The following is an 18,593-nucleotide window of genomic DNA, read 5'->3' as shown; positions in this document are numbered from 1 at the left end:
CTACTTATAATTAGGAGTAACTAAAACGGTTTGTTCAGTTGGTAACGTTATATTTTCTTTCATTTTCCAACTGCCATCTATTGGCTCAATAAATACTGAGTAGGCGCCTTGTGTATACTCATTAAGTAATGCAGTAAATTCCTGATTGGCATTAGGAGTAAGTGTTGCTTCAAAGTCATGCGCTTTAATGGTGCGATGATAAAATGAGAGCTTTAATACATGCACGTTACTGCTGTCGCCTTTTGTAAACTTAAAGCTTACACGGTCGTTGGTTACATTTAATTCGCCATGTAAATAAAGTGCTTTTGCTTTTTCAAACTTAGTCAGTTCTAAGTTTATTGCTTTACCTTTTTTGTAGTAGTCGTCAACAACCATATCTGGACCGTTACCTATTGCCGTAATAAATAAGCTAATACAGCCAATAATGGCAACTAACGGAAAAAAGATTAAAAACCAAGGCCAAAAATTTTTATACCACGGAGTAGGTTGCATAGTGTCTCTAAAATTAGTTTAGGAAGCGTTATTTTATAGGAATTATACGTAAAAGACTAAAAAAAAGCCTCACAGTGGAGGCTTTTTTGATCTGGATTAATCTATTGAATTAAATAAATTAATTTATAAACATTTTATTAACCGCGTGCTTATTTATCTTGCGATAAACTGTAAACATAGGCAGTTAATAAGTGAATCTTATCTTCACCTAAAATGTCTTTCCATGCAGGCATTACACCGGCACGGCCGTGGTTAAGCGTTTCTTCAACAGCACGTTGAGAACCACCATATAACCAAATGTTATCAGTCAGGTTAGGCGCGCCAAACGGTAGGTTATGTGCAACCGACCCTTTACCGTCAGCACCATGACATGCGGCACACATTGCAAACTTAGCGGCACCTGCGTCTGCGTCTTTTTGGTTAACAGTACGACCAGAAAGGCTCAGCACATGTGCTGTCATTTCTTTAACGCCTTGTTCGCCAAGAGCAGGACCCCAAGCTGGCATTGCTGCAATACGACCATAAAGAAGTGTTTCTTTAATTTTGTCAGGTGTTCCGCCATATAACCAATCTTTATCAGTTAGGTTAGGGAAGCCAGTACCACCACGTGCATCAGAGCCATGACATTGCGCACAGTTTTGTGAGAATAAACGCTGACCAATTTCAATGGCTACTTGGCCATCTGTTTGCTCATGTTTATTATCATTATCAAGTGCTACTTGCTGCGCTGCATCACCTTCAAATTTAGAATTAACTAAATCTAAAACGGGTACTTGTGCAAGTTTATTAAAAATAGGACCAAAGCGCTCTTCTGCAGCTTCGTACTCTTTATCAAGTTTTACAAAGCGACCATCCGCTTTTGCCTCTGCAACTGCTTTTTTAGATTCAGCTAAAGACGTAATACCTTGATTAGAACTAGTCCATTTACCAAAACCTTCCCAGTTACCTAAACCTGGGAAAGCTGCAAGGTAATATACCGACCAAGCAAAAGTTGCGAAAAACATGTAAGTCCACCATTTTGGTAGTGGATTATTTAGCTCTTCAATGCCGTCAAATTCATGTCCACAGCTTTCACCTTCTTCTACGCCTGCATAGTTTTTTAAGTTCCAAACTAATAAGCCAAAGATGATGCATAAGCATGCAAGGGTTAATACAATAACCCAAATACTCCAAAAGCTAGTCATTTTTCAGACTCCTTTTCCTCGTTAGAGAGCGTGTTGTCATGTTTTTTTTCATCTTCAAAAATGGCATTAGCAGCGCTGTCAAAACGAGTTTTGCTTCGCTTGCTATATGCCCATGCAACAATCACAATAAACAATACTAAAATTACCAGAGTTAAAATACCTCTGTATGTTCCGTAATCCATAATTTTTTACTTCAAGTGGGTACCAAGTTGCTGTAAATACGCGATGAGAGCTTGGATTTCTGTTGCGCCTTTGCCATCATTCATAGCATTAACTTTATCAACATCTGCTTGAAGCTCTGCATCATCGCCATAACCTAAACCCGGATGTTTTGGGTTTTCTGGGTTAATAGCAAAAGTATCACGGAAAAGTTGTAGTTTTTTCAGAGTAAGGCTTGTATCAACCGTATTCTCTGCTAACCAAGGAAAGCCTGGCATGTTTGACTCAGGAACCACAGCACGTGGATCAACTAAGTGAGCATAATGCCAATCGTCCGAGTAGCGCTTACCAACACGAGCCAAGTCAGGACCAGTACGTTTAGAACCCCATAAAAACGGATGATCCCATACTGATTCGCCTGCTACAGAGTAGTGACCATAACGCTCAACTTCATCACGAAAAGGACGAATCATTTGTGAGTGACAGTTAGAACAACCTTCACGCACGTAAAGATCACGGCCTTCCATTTCTAAAGCGTTAAGAGGGCGTAAACCCTCCACTGGTTTAGTTGTATCGTCTTGAAACATTAGCGGAGTGATCTCAACTAACGCGCCAAAGCTAATAGCAAAAACAGTCAGAATAGCCATAAGGCCAACGTTCTTTTCTACTATTTCATGTTTGTTTTGTGAATTTTTTTTGCTCATCATCTCACTCCGTTATGCTAATTGTGCTTGCGCGTCTAGTTTCAGAGATTCTTTCTCAGCTGAAATAGTGCGGTAAACGTTATAAGCCATAACTAACATACCCGTTACGATGAATACACCGCCTACAAAGCGCATGATATAGAAAGGATGCGACGCTTCTAAAGACTGCACAAAGCTGTACATCAATGTACCGTCAGCATTTACTGCGCGCCACATTAGACCTTGCATTACGCCTGAAATCCACATTGCAACGATGTATAAAACAACACCTACAGTGTGTAACCAGAAGTGGGTATTAACCAATTTAACGCTATACATACGACCTTGCGCGAATAATGCAGGGATCAAGTGATAAATAGCACCAATTGAAATCATAGCAACCCAACCTAGCGCACCTGAGTGTACGTGGCCGATTGTCCAATCTGTGTAGTGAGATAACGCATTTACAGATTTAATTGCCATCATTGGACCTTCAAACGTAGACATACCGTAGAAAGACAATGAAACAACTAAGAAACGCAGTACTGGGTCGGTTCGTAGTTTATGCCACGCGCCAGATAGCGTCATAATACCGTTGATCATACCACCCCAAGACGGTACGAATAGGATAATAGACATAACCATACCTAAACTTTGCGTCCAATCAGGAAGCGCTGTGTAGTGAAGGTGATGAGGACCAGCCCAGATATATAATGAAATTAGAGCCCAAAAGTGAACTACCGATAAACGGTATGAGTACACTGGACGACCTGCTTGTTTAGGTACAAAGTAATACATCATACCCAAGAAACCAGCAGTAAGTAGGAAACCTACAGCGTTATGACCGTACCACCACTGAACCATAGCATCTACGGCACCTGCATAGATTGAATATGATTTAGTTAACGACACAGGCACTGCCATGCTGTTTACAATGTGTAGCACTGCAACAGTAATAATAAAGCCAGCATAGAACCAGTTAGCAACATAGATGTGCGACACTTTACGCTTAATTAAAGTACCAAAAAATACAACAGCGTAAACAATCCAAACCACAGCGATTAAAATATCGATTGGCCATTCAAGTTCTGCATATTCTTTTGAGCTAGTAATACCTAACGGTAGCGTTATTACTGCTAATACAATAACTAGCTGCCAGCCCCAAAAAGAAAAGGCGGCGAGTTTGTCTGAGAAAAGACGCGTTTGACAAGTACGTTGTACGACGTAATAAGACGTCGCAAAAAGTGCACTGGTACCAAATGCGAAAATTACTGCGTTCGTGTGTAACGGACGTAGTCGAGAGTAAGTTAACCATGGTGTATCAAAGTTAAGTGCTGGCCAAGCTAATTGGGCAGCAATCAGAACCCCAATACTCATGCCAACGATGCCCCAAATCACTGTCATAATAGCGAATTGGCGTACAACCTTATAGTTATACTCAGTTTGTGATGCTACTGTTTGGCTCATTTTCTGGCTTCCGCTGCAATAAATGCGTTTAGAAATGAATTACCCACCTTTAAAAGTGGGGCCTACTATTTTCTCAAGCGTGTTATCTAAAACTTTCAATACATGAAAGCTTCAGAAAAAAAACTTGAGAAACCCTTATTTTTTGCGGGTGAAATGATAAATTTTTTGGCCTAAAAAAGATAGGTCAATTACATAAAATTATGACATCAATCAAATTTTGTGAGCTTGTTGTTTATTTTTTGATACAGTTTGTGCCTAATTTGGCCTAATAGTAACACTCGCACTTGTTATTTATAGTCGTGATTATTAGTATTTGCTTTTCTTTAGTGCGAAATTGTTATGCTTATATACAGGTTAAGTTTATTTACGGCGGTGTTTTTTTTATTAACAGCGTGTGATTTTTCTAAAAATACAGATGAAAAATTTCTTAAAAACGCCCAATGCGAAGCCAATGAGCCTTGTACTTTTTCAAATGATGTTAAAGTATGGTTAAGCGAGAAAACCCTTTCTCCCGAAACTCCATTTACTATTTTTAGTGATTTGCCAACAAACCTTACAATTGAAGGTGCCAAGCTTAAAGGCATTACTATGTATATGGGTTACATTCCTCAGCAATTTAAAAAACATGATGGCCTGTGGCAGAGTAATACCATGGTTGGCATTTGTTCTGAGCAAAATATGCTCTGGAATTTAGAGCTAACAGTCAAAGATAATACAACCTCTTTAATACAAACACTAAATTACTCCTTTTATGTAACGTATTAGGCTCAATACCTAACTTTCATGCAATCCATTTACCATTAGCAATTTGCATTGTTATCCATACGATTATTCAAGCGAGAAGATCACTAAAACTGCTATTTGAATCAAGTAGCCAATTAAGTTTTTATAATATGAAACTAATTCAATAAAGACACAGTTTTAATTGTGGCTGAACAAAAAGTCTAATCAAAAAAACCGCAAAGTAGTCAAATAAAGCTATTTAAGCACCAAACATGGGTAAATTCGGTTAGTAATTAACATTTAGTTTTGCGGTTTTAATAATTTGCTGTGATTAACTTGTTAATTTATCTGAATTTGGTACATGATTCGATTAGTTACATTGAATTACAAAGTTAACCAGTTTGGTTTCAACTGTGTTATTTAAGTATCTTAAATTATTTATACTATTGATATTTAAATGTATTTATTCGTTAACAATGAAACAAGTTGTAACGTATGTCCCCAAAAGAGTTGTTCTATTTTGTTGGCTGATAAAAAACGCACTGGCGTTAAGTTTTCGTTCAGTTAAAAGCGCCTAAGTTGCCCGTCTGACTCACTATTCTTATAACAAGTGAGCATTACCAATAAAGGTAAATTTTCAACAAGTAGGGTTCTTTCATGAAAAAATCAACTCTTGGCTTAGCTGTAATTACAGCGATACCAATGTTTTCAAGTGTGCAAGTTTTAGCGGCTGACGAAGCAGTAAAATCAATCGAAAAAATTCAAGTGACGGGTTCTCGTATTAAGCGTTCTGACATGGAAACCGCTAGCCCAGTTACACTAATTGGTGCAGATGAGATCAGAGCTTCTGGCGCTACATCGGTTGATAGTGTTCTTCAGCAAATGACCGCTACTGGCGGCGCAATGACTAATCCAGGCGTTAACAATGGTTCTGGCGGTGGTGCATCAATAGATCTACGTGGTTTAGGTTCACAACGTACATTAGTACTTGTAAACGGCCGTCGTATGATCAACTCAGGTACTGGCGCAGCTTCTACAGTTGATTTAAACACTATCCCAGTTTCTATGATCAAGCAGATAGAAGTACTTAAAGATGGCGCATCTGCTGTTTATGGTACTGATGCTGTTGCTGGTGTTGTGAATATCATTCTAAAAAATGATTTTGAAGGCTTAGATTTAAACGTTAACTCAGCAATGACATCAAAGCACGATGCATCTGAAACATCTATCGACTTTACAGTTGGTACTTCATTCGATAAAGGTAATATTGTATTTGGCGCTCAGTACACGAATCGTGGAGAAGCTAGCCAAGGCGATCGTGGTTTTGCTAACTGTCCTTTATTTGAAGGTGAAAACGGTCTTTTCTGTGGTGGTTCATCATTTAGTGAAGGCGGCCATATCTATAACGTAAACACTACAGGTATTACTAATAGTGAAGGCGAAGTAGAGCAAAAAGGTTTAGCAAACGACAGCGGTTTAAGCAACCGTGGTGGTAGTTTACATCGTTTTACTGATGCAGCAGATGCTTACAACTACGCAGAGCAAAGCTACTTATACACGCCAATGGAACGTTTAAACCTTACTGGTATGGGGACTTATGAGTTAAGCGACGATACTAGCTTTTTCAGTGAGTTTACTTACACTAAACGTTGGTCAGAACAGCAATTAGCTCCACAGCCTATTAATTTTGGTTTTAATTATAACGAAAGTATGGGTAATAGTTTATTAGGCCAAACGTATGATAAACGTCAAGTTGCTAATGGTGCATTTGTAGAAGATGCTAATGGTAATTTTGTAACAACACCAACTAACTACGCTTACAATGACAATATTAGCTACCGTCGCCGTATGACTGAAAGTGGTGCACGTGGTTTATCTCAAACAGTAGATACAGTACGTATTGTTGTTGGTGCTGAAGGTGTGATCAGTGATTACTCTTGGGATTTCTCTGCTAACTTTGGTCGTAATGATTCAGTAGATAAATTAAGTAACCTACATAATGTTTCTGCTATTAATACTGCAATTTCAGCAGGTACATTTAATCCATTAAATGAAGCTGATTGGGCTTTATCTAATGTACAAGACTACATTTACACAGAGCAAAACTCAGGTGGGAGTCAGTTATTCATTTTGGCAGCATCACTTTCAGGTGAAATGTTTGAAATGCCAGCAGGTTATGCAGCGTTTGCTGCAGGCGTTGAGCGCCGTCAAGAAAAAGCGTTTTATACACCTGACTCAATTTCTGCACAAGGCTTAGGTAATGATCCTCGTGTTGATGCAACTAGCGGTGGATTTGATGTAAACGAAGCCTACGTTGAATTTGCAATTCCACTACTTGCTGATGCACCTTTTGCTGACGCAGTTGAGCTTAGTGCAGCTATTCGTGCATTTGATTACAGCACGTTTGGTTCAGACGAAACTTGGAAGCTAGGTTTAACATGGCGTGTAAATGACGAACTAATGCTACGTGGTGTTCGTTCAACAGCATTCCGTGCTCCTACAGTTGATGAGCTTTACTCTGGTAACGCTCCATCTTACGAGCAAGTTAGCTACCCAGGCGCAGATAGCCAAGCTGAAGTAACAGTCGGTGGCAACATCAACTTAACTCCAGAAGAAGCAGATACGCTTACTGTTGGTGTTGTTTACGAGCCAGAATGGTTGGATGGCTTCTCAATGACTGTAGATTACTACGACATTGAAATCGAAAACGCTATTTCTACTTACAATAACCAATATGTTGTTGACCAATGTATCGGTAATGCAAACAGCAGTACTAATGCAATTTGTACAAGTACTTCTGCTGTGTTCCAAGCTGATGGCCGTATTGTTTTCAATAACCAATTACGTAATATTGGTTCTGAGAAAACGTCTGGCATCGATTTAAACCTTACTTATGCGTTTGATGCATTAGGTTTAAGCTGGAAAACAGGCTTAGATACAACTTATTTAGATGAGTATGTTGTTGATACAGGCGCAGTAGTAGATTACTCAGGCTTTATCACTGGTGGTGCTGGCGGTTACGCAGATATTAAATCTAACTTTAACTTAAACGTTAAAGGTGACAACTGGGATGCTACATATGAAGCGCGTTATATTGCTGGAATGGACAGCTTTGCATGTATCGGCGATGATACCTGTTTAGCTCCTGAAACACCTTCAATTGTATATCACGATATTAGTGCTTCTTACATGATCAATGACGTGTTAACTGTTTCTGCAGGCGTTAATAACATGTTTGATAAAGAGCCACCGTACTACTCAGGTAATAATGATTCAAACACTGACCCGTACACTTACGACACATTAGGTCGTCGTTTATTTGCTGGTATCAATATTAAACTATAATATCTAGCACATTAACCGTATTAAGGCTCAGTATTTACTGGGCCTTTTTTATTGAACAAAACAAAGGAGACAAGTACACTAAAACGATATTTTAGAAGGAGAACTGATTGTTAAAACAAGATGAAAACTTATCTTTTGTCATTGAACCAGAACTAACTCCTCGTTCTGAGCAGCGCATAGATCTGTATTTTTCTATCCCTAATGAAATGGGGATTAATCCGCAAACGCTTACCGAAGAATCATATTTTAATAACCACTTTAAATCGCATTTAGCGTATAACGCGAATAATATACACCTGCCTTTAGTGCGAAGCCGCTTTGTGAGTAAAAATAAAGGTGAACAACAAGATTATCGTCAAAATCTTAACTTATTTTGTTATCAAGTACGTTTAGCCCTTGATGCCGATATAAAAGACGCGTTAAAAATTGACGAAGCCGAAGACTTTTACAAACGTGCTAATGAAGTATACGAACAAAGTGAAGGACTTTTAAAAAAGCTGCGCCGCTATACGCCAGATGACGAAAAACTACTGCCATTTTTTACCAATGCTGATAACTATTTAAGTTGGCATGTTGAGCAATCTTTTTTAAAGCTTTTAGATGAAGGCCCCCGTAGTAGCGATTATGCAAAAGAACGTAACGATTTAATGCAGTTTTGTAAAAACGAAAATGCGTACCGGGCCGACAAAAACTATAATTCTGAAACCACCATGCAAGACGCTAATCGAATAACAAATAAAATGCGCTTGCTACAACGCTTAATTGAGCATGGCGTTATATTACAACGCCAAACGCGGTTTCTTAATAGCTACCTTAAACGATTAGTTAAGGGCACGGTAACGGCCGTTATAATGGCATTTGTGATGGTTGTAATACTTAATGCTCGCTCAACGTTTACTGAAGTCACCGCGACGCTTATTTTAATATTAGGGGTTATTTACGGCCTACGAGAAATATTTAAAGAAGATATTACACGTATGATCTGGCGAGCTATTGTACAAGGGCGACCCAAGTGGCGATTTAGTTTTAAAAATAGTATTACCAAAGACAAAGTAGCGAGTCAGCTAATTTGGCTTGAATACATACGCTTCAAAAAAATCCCTAAAGAAGTAAAATCTATATTTTCAAAACGTCGACAGCAAAATAAACAAGCTGCGCAGTGGTTACATTTTGCAAGTGAAACGCGTGTAAGTGCAAAAGAGTTTTTACCCGGTTACGATACTTTGCAACAAACTCTGCAGTTTAGTCTTGCGCCATTTGCGCGTTATTTAAAACGTGGTGAAGGGAAGTTATATCATTTAGACAGTAATAAAATATCTAAACAGGCGGTTGAACGGCGCTACCAACTTAACATGGTGCTTGTGCTGACTGAGGAAGATAGAACACTTTATCAACGCTATAAAATAACGTTAAATCGCAGTAAAATCGTTAATATTGAGCTTATCTACTCCAAAAAATGAATTTTAGTAATTAAAAAAGGGACTGATAAAATCAGTCCCTTTTTTAAATTTATTTATTAGCTAAACCATGTTTACTATATAAAGTTACTTTGTTTGATACTAGCGTGATCTCGATATTTTTTGCTTCGTCGCCCCACACACAATTAGTATGCAGTGTTTTTTCAACACAATTATCTGCACTTCCCAAAATGGTTTCAACTTCAGTCTTGTCCATACCTACTTTGATTTTTTCGTAACTCTCAAGACTTACCTTAGAACAAGCCGCAAGGCTTAGTGTAGCTGCGATGATAAGGAGTTTTTTCATTGTTATATCCTACTTAGTATTAATGTTTGAATTTTCTGATTTGGACGATCATGCCCATTCGTGGGTGGTCAAAGTAATGTACTTCACCACTTATTACACGTCTAAACTGAGAAAAACGGGCTGACTCTATATCGCCATTTTCTAGCTTTTGGCTAATATCAAAATTAGCTGTAATGTATAAATAATGTCGTAAGTGTATTTTAAATAAACCGTCTAGTTCCCACTCTGCTTTTGATTGGTCTGGGTCGTTAAATAGTTCAGGTTGTGAATTTAATAAACTTACAAAATCAGGATTTGAATAGCTAGGGGTTACGTTAGAATCACTTTTAAGGTGTTTACCTGCTATTAAATGCATACTTGGTGCACGCGATTTACTTGCGCCTTCAAAGCGCCAACCAGTATGTAGAATAGGTGTTAATCCTTTGCGATCTAGCTGTTGGTACTGCGCTTTAAATTGCAGTTGTTCTGGCGCTAATAAATAAGTTTGCTGCATATCATCTTTAGCGGGAGCTAGAGGTGTGACAGGTAGCTCATCGTAGCTTTGTAGGTAGTTTGTACTGTCACCGCATACACCCGATTGCGGGTTTGAATTAACTAATGAATCGGTAAAAGAGCGTTTTTGAAAACGCTCATCGCCATCTATACAGGCTTGCATAGCTTGCTCTGTGTAAAGTGGCGTCATTAAATCTAGAGAGTTTTTATCCTCAATAGCTTTGTGCTTAAGGGTAAAGTCTTCTTGTAAATACGGAGCAGGGCGCTGTTTAAATACCAGCACCTCAACCTCAAACCAACGCTCTGCAAATGCAGTGCTACTAAATAAGCAGCATAAAATAACCAGCGATTTTTTTAGCAACATTAATGGCTAACCTTTTTTTCGAAATCTGCAATCATTGCAGTGACCATTTTTAAGCGTTCGCGGGCATTAGCCTCACTAATAGCAAAGCGCAGTTTATTCGCGCCATCCATTTTGTACACCTTAGGCGCACTTTGTATCAAACCTATAATGAAGCTAGGGTTAACCTTAGTATCTTGGCTAAACTCAAAGTAACCGCCTTTAGGATTCGCTTCAATTTTTGTAATGCCTAAATTACTGGCTTGCATTTTAAGTTGCTGCAGGCTAAATAAGTTTTTAGCAGCATCAGGCAGCAAACCAAAACGGTCTATCAACTCGACCTGTAGTTCATCCATATCATCAAGGTTAGCACAACTTGCAACGCGCTTGTACATGCCTAAGCGTGCATTTACATCGTGTATGTAATCATCAGGTAATAGTGCAGCTAGTTTTAAATCCACTTCGGTTTGTTTTTTAAGTAGGTTTTCAAGTGTTGGTTCTTTACCTTCACGTAGCGCATTTACAGCTTGCTCGAGCATTTCCATGTACAAGCTAAAACCGATAGTTTGCATTTGACCTGATTGATCGTCGCCAAGTAACTCACCCGCACCACGAATTTCTAAATCGTGTGTTGCTAGGGCAAAACCTGCACCTAAATCTTCTAACGATTCGATCGCTTGTAAGCGTTTACTCGCATCTTTAGAAAGGGCTTTTGGGTCACCTGTGAGTAAATAGGCATACGCTTGATGATGGCTTCGGCCAACTCGCCCACGTAATTGGTGTAACTGTGCAAGGCCGAGTTTATCTGCTCTATCCATAATAATTGTGTTGGCTGTAGGTACATCGATACCGGTTTCTATAATCGTGGTACATACCAACACGTTGTATTTTTGATGATAGAAGTCAGTCATTATTTGCTCAAGTTCTTGCTCGCGCATTTGACCGTGAGCTGAGGTGACGCTTGCTTCAGGCACCCATTCACTGATCTCTTGTGCAACACGCTCAATAGTTTCTACATTGTTATGTAAAAAGTAAACTTGGCCACCGCGTTTAATTTCACGCAGTACCGCTTCGCGTATTAGTTCTACATCGCGTTGGCGTACAAAGGTTTTAACCGCTAAACGTTTAGCAGGCGGGGTCGCGATAATTGATAAATCACGCATGCCACTCATAGCCATATTAAGTGTACGCGGTATTGGCGTTGCAGTGAGTGTAAGTATGTCTACATCGGCACGTAGTGCTTTAATTTTCTCTTTTTGGCGTACACCAAAGCGATGTTCTTCATCAACAATGAGTAAACCTAAGTCGTTAAACTTAATGTCTTGCTGAATAAGTTTATGTGTACCAATAACAATATCGAGCTTACCGTTGGCCATTTTCTCAAGCGTGTCTTTTTGCTCTTTAGTTGAGTTAAAACGCGAAAGTACACCAACTTCAATGGGAAAATCAGCAAAACGGTCTTTAAAGTTTTCAAAGTGTTGTTGAGCCAGCAAAGTGGTAGGCACTAAAATTGCCACTTGTTTATCATCGTTAACCGCTACAAAAGCAGCGCGCATGGCCACTTCCGTTTTACCAAAGCCTACGTCACCACACACTAAGCGATCCATCGCTTGCTTTGATTGCATATCACCTAACACTGCTTCTATGGCGCTTCGCTGATCGTCAGTTTCCTCAAATGGGAAGCTATCGCTAAATTGGCGATATGCTGGTGCGTCTAACGTAAATTTATTACCTGGTTTTGCTTGGCGTTGTGCATAAATATCAAGTAATTCGGCGGCAACATCGCGGACTTTTTCAGCCGCTCGTTTTTTAGCTTTTTCCCATGCATCTGAACCAAGCTTATGCAGCGGGGCACTGGCTTCTTCACCACCCGAGTAACGACTAAGCATATGTAATGCAGATACTGGCACGTACAATTTAGCTTCACTTGCGTAAGTAATCGTTACAAATTCAGTAACTACACCTGCAGCATCAATTGTTTGCAAACCCTGATAACGGCCAACACCATGATCGAGATGCACAACAGGCTGACCCTCCTTAAGCTCAGCTAAATTACGAATGAGCGCATCTTGGCTCGCTTCGTACTTGTGCTTGCGGCGTCTGCGCTGAGAGACTTTAATACCTAGCAGTTCTTGCTCGGTAATAATAGAAAGGCTGGGTTTAGTACCCAGTACAACACTTTGCTCAAGCGGGCTTACTATTAAACCTACGTCACTTGCGCTTTTTGTAAATTGCTCAAGTGTTTCAAATTCTTTAAATTTTAAACCGCTTGGTTTTAAAATGCTCAGTAATGATTCGCGACGACCATCCGATTCAACACTGAGTAATATGCGGCCTTTTTTCTTTTTTTGTTCTGCTACATAATTTATAAACGCGCCATAAGGTTCATGCTGCTTATGATCAATTCGAATAGCAGGCAGCTCGCTAACGCTTAAGTTTTTATTGCCCGCTTTAGTACCAAGCTTTGCAAGAGATAAACGAATACGTGCAAAGTTGCCTAAATTAGAAAACAGCTCTTCAATAGGCTGATAAAGCGCATTGGGTTCAAGTAATGGACGAAGTGGGTCAACTCTGCGGTTTTCATAGCGTACATTTACATCATGCCAAAAGTTATCTGCCGCATGCTCTAAATCTCCTAGTTGCATAACGGTTGTTGTATCTGGCAAGTAGTCAAAAATAGTCGCTAGCTTTTCAAAAAACAACGGCATGTAGTATTCAATACCTGCAGGCCAGTTACCTTTACTTACTTGCATGTATACAGAGTCTTGCTGCGAGCTTGCACCAAACTTTTCACGGTAGCTTATTCTAAAACGCTCAATATCAGCGTCGTTAGTAGGAAATTCGTGTGCTGGAAGTAGCTCAATTTTATCTACTTTTTCATCAGAACGCTGCGTTTCTACATCAAATAAGCGAATAGTGTCGAGCTCGTCATCAAAAAAGTCGAGTCTAAATGGATGCGGACTACCCATAGGGTATAAATCAACGATTGAGCCGCGTATAGCGTATTCGCCGTGCTCCATTACTTGTTGAACATTTAAATAACCAGCTTGCTCTAAATTGTCACGAAAGTTATGTGTGTCTAGCTTGTCGCCTACTTTAAAGTTTATTGTTGAACCATAAATAAACGAGGCTGGGGCTGTGCGCAACATTAAGGTAGATACAGGCACAATTAACACACTTTGTTGTTCTTTTTTTAAGGTGTTTAAAGTGGCTAAACGGGCTGAAATAATATCTTGATGGGGAGAAAAGTGATCGTATGGCAGAGTTTCCCAATCAGGAAATACCATTACTGGGTTATCGGGTAATAAATATTCTAATTCTGTTTCAAGGCGTAGTGCGCTTGGTGTATCAGGCGTAACAATCAAGACTAAGTTGTCTTGTTGTTTAACGCCTTCAGCAATGGCAATACTTAAACCACTTCCGCTTAGCTGGCCCCATTGAATTTTATCTTTTTGAGATTTTACCCAAGGCAAGGCTGCCCATTGCTCAAACGCCATTTATTACTCCATTTATAGTTGGCTCTTAGCAAGTAAGAGCCATTATATTTGTGACCCAGAGTTCAGGTTACTTAGTCTCGATATATTTTTGTTAGGTCTTTGTAGTGATCAATTCGTCGATCACGTAGGAACGGCCAGATACGTCTTACGTTTTCTGAGCGTTTTTGATCAATTTCTACCACTAAAATTTGCTCATCAGTATTATTAGCCTCGGCTAGTAACTCGCCTTGTGGGCCTGCAATGAACGAATTACCCCAAAACGCAATACCATCGCTTTGTCCACTTGGGTCACTTTCATGGCCTACGCGATTACAACTAATTACCGGCACACCATTGGCAACAGCGTGAGCACGCTGGGAAATAACCCACGCATCTTTTTGACGAGCTTGCTCAGCAACGTCGTCATTTATATCCCAACCAATAGCAGTAGGGTAAATTAATACCTCAGCGCCTGCCATTGCCATTAAACGCGCTGCTTCAGGAAACCATTGATCCCAACATACTAGCACGCCTAGTTTACCTACCGAGGTTTGAATCGGCTCAAACCCGATATCACCCGGGGTAAAGTAAAATTTTTCGTAAAAGCCAGGATCATCAGGAATATGCATTTTACGGTATTTACCGGCAATGCTACCGTCTTGCTCTAATACAACTGCGGTGTTGTGATAAAGACCCGTTGCGCGTTTTTCAAATAAAGAGGCCACAATTACAATGCTTAGCTCTTTAGCAAGCTCACCTAAGGCATTACTACTAGGGCCTGGAATGGTTTCGGCTAAATCAAATACGTCAACATTTTCGGTTTGGCAAAAATAGAGGCTTCGGTGTAGCTCTTGAAGTACAACCAGTTTTGCACCTTTTTGAGCGGCTTCACGAATGGCATTGATTGATTTTGCCATATTTTGTTCAGCACTATCGCTGTTGCTTTGTTGCACTAACGCAACGGTTAATTTTGCAGGGCTTGTCATTGTGTTGCTCCAGCTAAAAATCCACGAGGTAATTGCATTGTAATACAGTGCAGGCTGCCAAATTGTTCAATTATTGGTTGGCAATTAACGCCAATAATAGTGTGTTGTGGGTATGCTTTTTGAACTTGTGCAAGCGCATGTTCATCATTGGCATCATTATACGTTGGCACAAGCACCGCATTATTAATAATTAAGTAGTTAGCGTAGGTAGCCGGTAAGCGTGTTTGCTCATCGTCATACGCGGCTTTTGGCCACGGTAACTCAATTAAGTTATATGGGGTGTTATCGGCAGTTTTAAAGGTTCTTAGTTGTTTTTCCATTGCATCAAGTGCGCTGTAGTGCTCATCAGTTTTATCGTCACACTGCACATATACAAGGGTATTATTTGGAGCAAAGCGCACCAAGGTATCAATATGGCTGTCGGTGTCATCACCCGCTAAATAACCATGGTCAACCCATAAAAAGCTCGTTGCGCCCAAGTGCTCTTTTAAAAGTGCTTCAATATCATTTGGGTTTAAATCTGGGTTACGGTTTTTGTTAAGCAAACATTCGCTGGTTGTTAGCAACACACCATGCTCGTTTATTTCAATACCGCCACCTTCAAGTACCATATCGAGCGCTTGATATTGGTTGTTTGTGCTACTTAGCTTTTTTACCAAAGTACGATTAATTTGATTGTCTAATGCACTTTCAAACTTGTTGCCCCAACCATTAAAAGTAAAATCATAGATTTTTAATTGCTCTGGTGAGTCAATGGCGGCGCAAGTAAGCGGACCATGATCGCGTGCCCACGTATCGTTAGTAGGCGTTACTACAAAATGAACACGATTAAGAGAGATGTTAGCGCTATTTAGTAATGCTGTAATATGCATTTTTAAGTCACTGTTATGCGCCACAATAACAAGCTTTTGCTGCGTTGTTATATGTTTAGCAAGCTCAACATATACAGGTTCTACACGTGCTAAATTATCAGCCCAATCGGTGTCTTTGTGAGGCCACGTAAGCATAACAGCGTCTAGCTCGGCCCATTCTGGTAAAAGTCTAAAGTTCATGAATTTTATATACTAATTAAGATGACACTAGTTTAGCATTTTACAAAAAGATGTCAGCTAATTATCGTTGTTTGAATCATCTTGGGCTAGTTCTAATTCTTGACGTTTTTTAAGTTGGCGGGTTTGAGCATGTAAACTCGCTCTAACAATTAGTTCTTGGTCAGTGGTTCTAATAGCGGTGAAAAGCAGGGTGTATTGATAATGTTCGCTATCTTGTTTTTCTACTGCCACAACTTCGGTGTAACAATAAACCGCAGAGGCTTCGTGGTGCAAAAATAGCTTAGTTCTGAATGATTGGCCAATTGAGTGTACTTCAGGAGAAGTAAAGCGAATACCACCGCCGCCGTAACTATCACATTGGATTGCATTATCTTGCGCTTGTTCTGAGGCCAAAATATGGCTCATTATTAAATCTATTTTACGTGACTGCGCTTGTAAAAATGTAGCTAGCTCTTGTGCTATATCGCCTAAGTTACGCAGTGGGCGTAACGAGCTTTGCTCAAGCTCACTCACTTCATTAGCTAATCTAAATAGTGGGGGGATATCGTCTTCAAGCTCAAGCTGCGATTTAGGAACTTGTTCGTTCGATACGGCGAATAAATTCACTCTTATACTTTCATTAATTTGAAAGTACTGCTCAAACTCACCTAATCTTTCACTATTCATTATGTTCTCCACCACGTATTTATTTAATAGTAGCGTTGTGAGTACTAAATTGCTAGCAGATAAAGTAACTCATAGCGGGCTAAATGCTTTGTTTACATTCAATTTTTTAAGACTTGAATCTGCCAGATACTAATTATGAAAATAAACACACTAAAATTCTAAATTATTAGGGTTAGGTATAAAAAAGCGGCCAATGTCATCCTAACATTGGCCGCTTGGGTATTGATTCATCAGCGCATACTTATTTAAGTAGAGCGGCTAATTCATGTAAATCTTTCACAACGTGATCTGGCTTTTTAGCTAATGGGTAAAGTGCTTTACCTGGGCGTGCAATGAAAGTGGTTTGTAAGCCCGCTTCTTTTGCGCCAGCAACATCCCAGCCATGGGCTGCAACCATCATTGCTTCATTTGGTGCTACATTTAGCTTTTTAAGTACCCATTCATAAGCACGTAAGTCTGGTTTGTAAATTTTAATATCTTCAATGCTGTAACGTGCATCAAAGTAAGACATTAAACCAGCGCTTTCAAACTGTGCCTTTACACCTTTGTTTGAAGAATTTGTAAGGCTTACTAATTTATAGCCCTGTGCTCTAAGTTTTGCCAGTCCTTCTTTAACATCGCTGTGTGGAGGAAGCGTTAAAAGAGGCGTAACAATAGCTGTTTTAGCTTGTTCACTAGTAATATCAATATTGTTGTTTTGAGCAACCATAAGGAGTGACGCCACCCCGATTTGCCCAAAGTCGTGATAACTACCGCTTACTGTATCTACTAATGAATGGTGCAGCATAGTCGAAAACCACAGTGGTAATAAATCTTCACGCCCGCCTAGTGCTTTACCAATAGAGGTACGCATTGACGTTAAATCAAGTAGGGTTTCGTTTACATCAAAAATAAGCACTTTGGGCTTTGTTTGTTCTTTTGGTTCATCAGCGACTGCATAACCTGACACAAGGCTTGTGCCAACAAGTAGTGAAAGAGTAAGTGTTTTTAACGATTTTAAAATAGACATTAGTTATTCTCCGATTCAAGTGCTGCCATAACATCAGTAGGTTCTGCGCGTAGGGTGTAGTCTTCGTTTAAAAATGCGTATGTAATAATACCTTCTTGGTTTATCACATAAGTAGCCGGTAGCGGCAATTTAAAGCTTTTATCGCCGTAGTAGTGTTCAAAATCAATACCAAATTGTGTGTATAACGCTTGAATACGCTCATCGAGTGTAAACAATAAACCAAATTGCTCAGCTACTTTATTACTAACATCTGAAAGCACATCAAACTCAAGGTCGTTTTTTTGTGCAGTTGAGAGAGTTTCATCAGGCAGTTGTGGTGATATTGCGACTAACTGAGCATTTTGAGTTTTAAATTGCGGTAAGTAGTCATTAAGTGCTTTTAGCTCTAAATTACAATATGGGCACCAGCCACCACGATAAAAGCTAATAATTACCGGGCCTTTTTTTAATAAATCCGCAAGCTCAATCTTTTCGCCTTTATGATTGGCTAGGCTGAAGTTTTCTACTTTTTGACCAATTTGCAACGCATTGTCTTTAATATGCTGTGCAATAAGCTCTTCGTTTGTAGTGTTCATTAATGCTAAAACGTCAGCCGGTAACTTGGCATCTTTTTGTACGTTATAGGCATCTATTTGCGCTTTTAAACTCATGATTGAACCTCAATAATTAGACTATTTGCAATTATAGTGTTTTACATATTTAAATAAACATTGCAAAACTGAAAGCTTCATTCGAAAATGTTAAACATTAAAAAG

The 18,593-nt window shown here is 39.4% G+C and carries 16 protein-coding genes; 3 read left to right on the top strand and 13 right to left on the bottom strand.

Features of this window, described 5'->3' with window-relative positions:
- The 5 genes from I6F54_RS11700 to ccoN all read right to left on the bottom strand — a co-directional run bounded on the left by I6F54_RS11700 (position 1) and on the right by ccoN (position 3,985).
- Positions 1–492 carry a FixH family protein gene (locus I6F54_RS11700; protein WP_101216175.1) on the bottom strand — a complete coding sequence of 164 codons (492 nt, stop codon included), beginning with the start codon at positions 490–492 and terminating at the stop codon, positions 1–3.
- Positions 493–641: 149 nt separating this feature from the next.
- Positions 642–1,676, bottom strand: a complete 1,035-nt coding sequence (gene ccoP / locus I6F54_RS11695) for a cytochrome-c oxidase, cbb3-type subunit III (protein WP_165722272.1) — start codon at positions 1,674–1,676, stop codon at positions 642–644.
- Positions 1,673–1,858, bottom strand: coding sequence for a cbb3-type cytochrome oxidase subunit 3 (locus tag I6F54_RS11690; protein ID WP_010554061.1), 186 nt, complete (start codon positions 1,856–1,858; stop codon positions 1,673–1,675). The genes ccoP and I6F54_RS11690 overlap by 4 nt, the downstream gene beginning before the upstream one ends.
- Positions 1,859–1,864: 6 nt before the next feature.
- Complete coding sequence (gene ccoO, locus I6F54_RS11685) at positions 1,865–2,539, bottom strand: cytochrome-c oxidase, cbb3-type subunit II (RefSeq protein ID WP_010554062.1); 675 nt, start codon at positions 2,537–2,539, stop codon at positions 1,865–1,867.
- Positions 2,540–2,551: 12 nt separating this feature from the next.
- Complete coding sequence (gene ccoN, locus I6F54_RS11680) at positions 2,552–3,985, bottom strand: cytochrome-c oxidase, cbb3-type subunit I (RefSeq protein ID WP_024594372.1); 1,434 nt, start codon at positions 3,983–3,985, stop codon at positions 2,552–2,554.
- 339 nt (positions 3,986–4,324) lie between these two features.
- Between ccoN and I6F54_RS11675 the strand changes: the two genes are divergently transcribed.
- The 3 genes from I6F54_RS11675 to I6F54_RS11665 all read left to right on the top strand — a co-directional run bounded on the left by I6F54_RS11675 (position 4,325) and on the right by I6F54_RS11665 (position 9,513).
- Complete coding sequence (locus tag I6F54_RS11675) at positions 4,325–4,750, top strand: hypothetical protein (RefSeq protein WP_197141471.1); 426 nt, start codon at positions 4,325–4,327, stop codon at positions 4,748–4,750.
- 615 nt (positions 4,751–5,365) lie between these two features.
- Positions 5,366–8,053 carry a TonB-dependent receptor gene (locus tag I6F54_RS11670; RefSeq protein ID WP_197141469.1) on the top strand — a complete coding sequence of 896 codons (2,688 nt, stop codon included), beginning with the start codon at positions 5,366–5,368 and terminating at the stop codon, positions 8,051–8,053.
- A 107-nt stretch (positions 8,054–8,160) separates the two neighbouring features.
- Positions 8,161–9,513: a hypothetical protein gene (locus I6F54_RS11665; RefSeq protein WP_197141467.1), complete on the top strand. Its 1,353-nt coding sequence runs from the start codon at positions 8,161–8,163 to the stop codon at positions 9,511–9,513.
- Positions 9,514–9,562: 49 nt separating this feature from the next.
- On the opposite strand, the gene I6F54_RS11660 is transcribed toward I6F54_RS11665, so the two are convergent.
- The 8 genes from I6F54_RS11660 to I6F54_RS11625 form a co-directional block, all read right to left on the bottom strand.
- Positions 9,563–9,817, bottom strand: coding sequence for a hypothetical protein (locus I6F54_RS11660; RefSeq protein WP_007585664.1), 255 nt, complete (start codon positions 9,815–9,817; stop codon positions 9,563–9,565).
- Between the two features lie 19 nt (positions 9,818–9,836).
- A complete protein-coding gene (locus I6F54_RS11655) occupies positions 9,837–10,673 on the bottom strand; it encodes a peptidoglycan binding protein CsiV (protein ID WP_197141465.1) in 837 nt (278 codons plus the stop codon).
- Positions 10,673–14,146, bottom strand: coding sequence for a transcription-repair coupling factor (gene mfd, locus I6F54_RS11650; RefSeq protein WP_197141463.1), 3,474 nt, complete (start codon positions 14,144–14,146; stop codon positions 10,673–10,675). The genes I6F54_RS11655 and mfd overlap by 1 nt, the downstream gene beginning before the upstream one ends.
- Positions 14,147–14,217: 71 nt before the next feature.
- Positions 14,218–15,111: a carbon-nitrogen hydrolase gene (locus I6F54_RS11645; protein ID WP_197141461.1), complete on the bottom strand. Its 894-nt coding sequence runs from the start codon at positions 15,109–15,111 to the stop codon at positions 14,218–14,220.
- Entirely contained in the window at positions 15,108–16,163 is a 1,056-nt protein-coding gene (locus I6F54_RS11640; protein ID WP_197141459.1) for an agmatine deiminase family protein, read from the bottom strand. Before I6F54_RS11640 ends, I6F54_RS11645 begins: the two co-directional genes overlap by 4 nt.
- A gap of 57 nt (positions 16,164–16,220) precedes the next feature.
- Positions 16,221–16,829: a PilZ domain-containing protein gene (locus I6F54_RS11635; RefSeq protein ID WP_197141457.1), complete on the bottom strand. Its 609-nt coding sequence runs from the start codon at positions 16,827–16,829 to the stop codon at positions 16,221–16,223.
- Positions 16,830–17,070: 241 nt separating this feature from the next.
- Positions 17,071–17,838 carry a haloacid dehalogenase type II gene (locus I6F54_RS11630; protein ID WP_010554072.1) on the bottom strand — a complete coding sequence of 256 codons (768 nt, stop codon included), beginning with the start codon at positions 17,836–17,838 and terminating at the stop codon, positions 17,071–17,073.
- Positions 17,838–18,488: a peroxiredoxin-like family protein gene (locus tag I6F54_RS11625; RefSeq protein WP_024594381.1), complete on the bottom strand. Its 651-nt coding sequence runs from the start codon at positions 18,486–18,488 to the stop codon at positions 17,838–17,840. The genes I6F54_RS11630 and I6F54_RS11625 overlap by 1 nt, the downstream gene beginning before the upstream one ends.
- Positions 18,489–18,593: the final 105 nt, after the last annotated feature.

The sequence above is a fragment of the Pseudoalteromonas sp. SWXJZ10B genome, assembly GCF_015864475.1.
In the GTDB taxonomy this organism is placed as follows: Bacteria; Pseudomonadota; Gammaproteobacteria; order Enterobacterales; family Alteromonadaceae; genus Pseudoalteromonas; species Pseudoalteromonas arctica.
The sequence above is the reverse complement of the archived record's forward strand: the minus strand, read 5'-3'. Positions and strand labels throughout refer to the sequence as shown.

What these genes read in the sequence shown, in the direction of transcription:
- I6F54_RS11675 (WP_197141471.1), top strand. Translation starts at nt 4,325, where the DNA reads ATGCTTATATACAGGTTAAGTTTATTTACGGCGGTGTTTTTTTTATTA.
- I6F54_RS11630 (WP_010554072.1), bottom strand. Translation starts at nt 17,838, where the DNA reads ATGTCTATTTTAAAATCGTTAAAAACACTTACTCTTTCACTACTTGTT.
- I6F54_RS11670 (WP_197141469.1), top strand. Translation starts at nt 5,366, where the DNA reads ATGAAAAAATCAACTCTTGGCTTAGCTGTAATTACAGCGATACCAATG.
- ccoO (WP_010554062.1), bottom strand. Translation starts at nt 2,539, where the DNA reads ATGAGCAAAAAAAATTCACAAAACAAACATGAAATAGTAGAAAAGAAC.
- I6F54_RS11700 (WP_101216175.1), bottom strand. Translation starts at nt 492, where the DNA reads ATGCAACCTACTCCGTGGTATAAAAATTTTTGGCCTTGGTTTTTAATC.
- I6F54_RS11635 (WP_197141457.1), bottom strand. Translation starts at nt 16,829, where the DNA reads ATGAATAGTGAAAGATTAGGTGAGTTTGAGCAGTACTTTCAAATTAAT.
- I6F54_RS11690 (WP_010554061.1), bottom strand. Translation starts at nt 1,858, where the DNA reads ATGGATTACGGAACATACAGAGGTATTTTAACTCTGGTAATTTTAGTA.
- ccoN (WP_024594372.1), bottom strand. Translation starts at nt 3,985, where the DNA reads ATGAGCCAAACAGTAGCATCACAAACTGAGTATAACTATAAGGTTGTA.
- mfd (WP_197141463.1), bottom strand. Translation starts at nt 14,146, where the DNA reads ATGGCGTTTGAGCAATGGGCAGCCTTGCCTTGGGTAAAATCTCAAAAA.
- I6F54_RS11660 (WP_007585664.1), bottom strand. Translation starts at nt 9,817, where the DNA reads ATGAAAAAACTCCTTATCATCGCAGCTACACTAAGCCTTGCGGCTTGT.
- I6F54_RS11655 (WP_197141465.1), bottom strand. Translation starts at nt 10,673, where the DNA reads ATGTTGCTAAAAAAATCGCTGGTTATTTTATGCTGCTTATTTAGTAGC.
- I6F54_RS11625 (WP_024594381.1), bottom strand. Translation starts at nt 18,488, where the DNA reads ATGAGTTTAAAAGCGCAAATAGATGCCTATAACGTACAAAAAGATGCC.
- I6F54_RS11645 (WP_197141461.1), bottom strand. Translation starts at nt 15,111, where the DNA reads ATGACAAGCCCTGCAAAATTAACCGTTGCGTTAGTGCAACAAAGCAAC.
- ccoP (WP_165722272.1), bottom strand. Translation starts at nt 1,676, where the DNA reads ATGACTAGCTTTTGGAGTATTTGGGTTATTGTATTAACCCTTGCATGC.
- I6F54_RS11640 (WP_197141459.1), bottom strand. Translation starts at nt 16,163, where the DNA reads ATGAACTTTAGACTTTTACCAGAATGGGCCGAGCTAGACGCTGTTATG.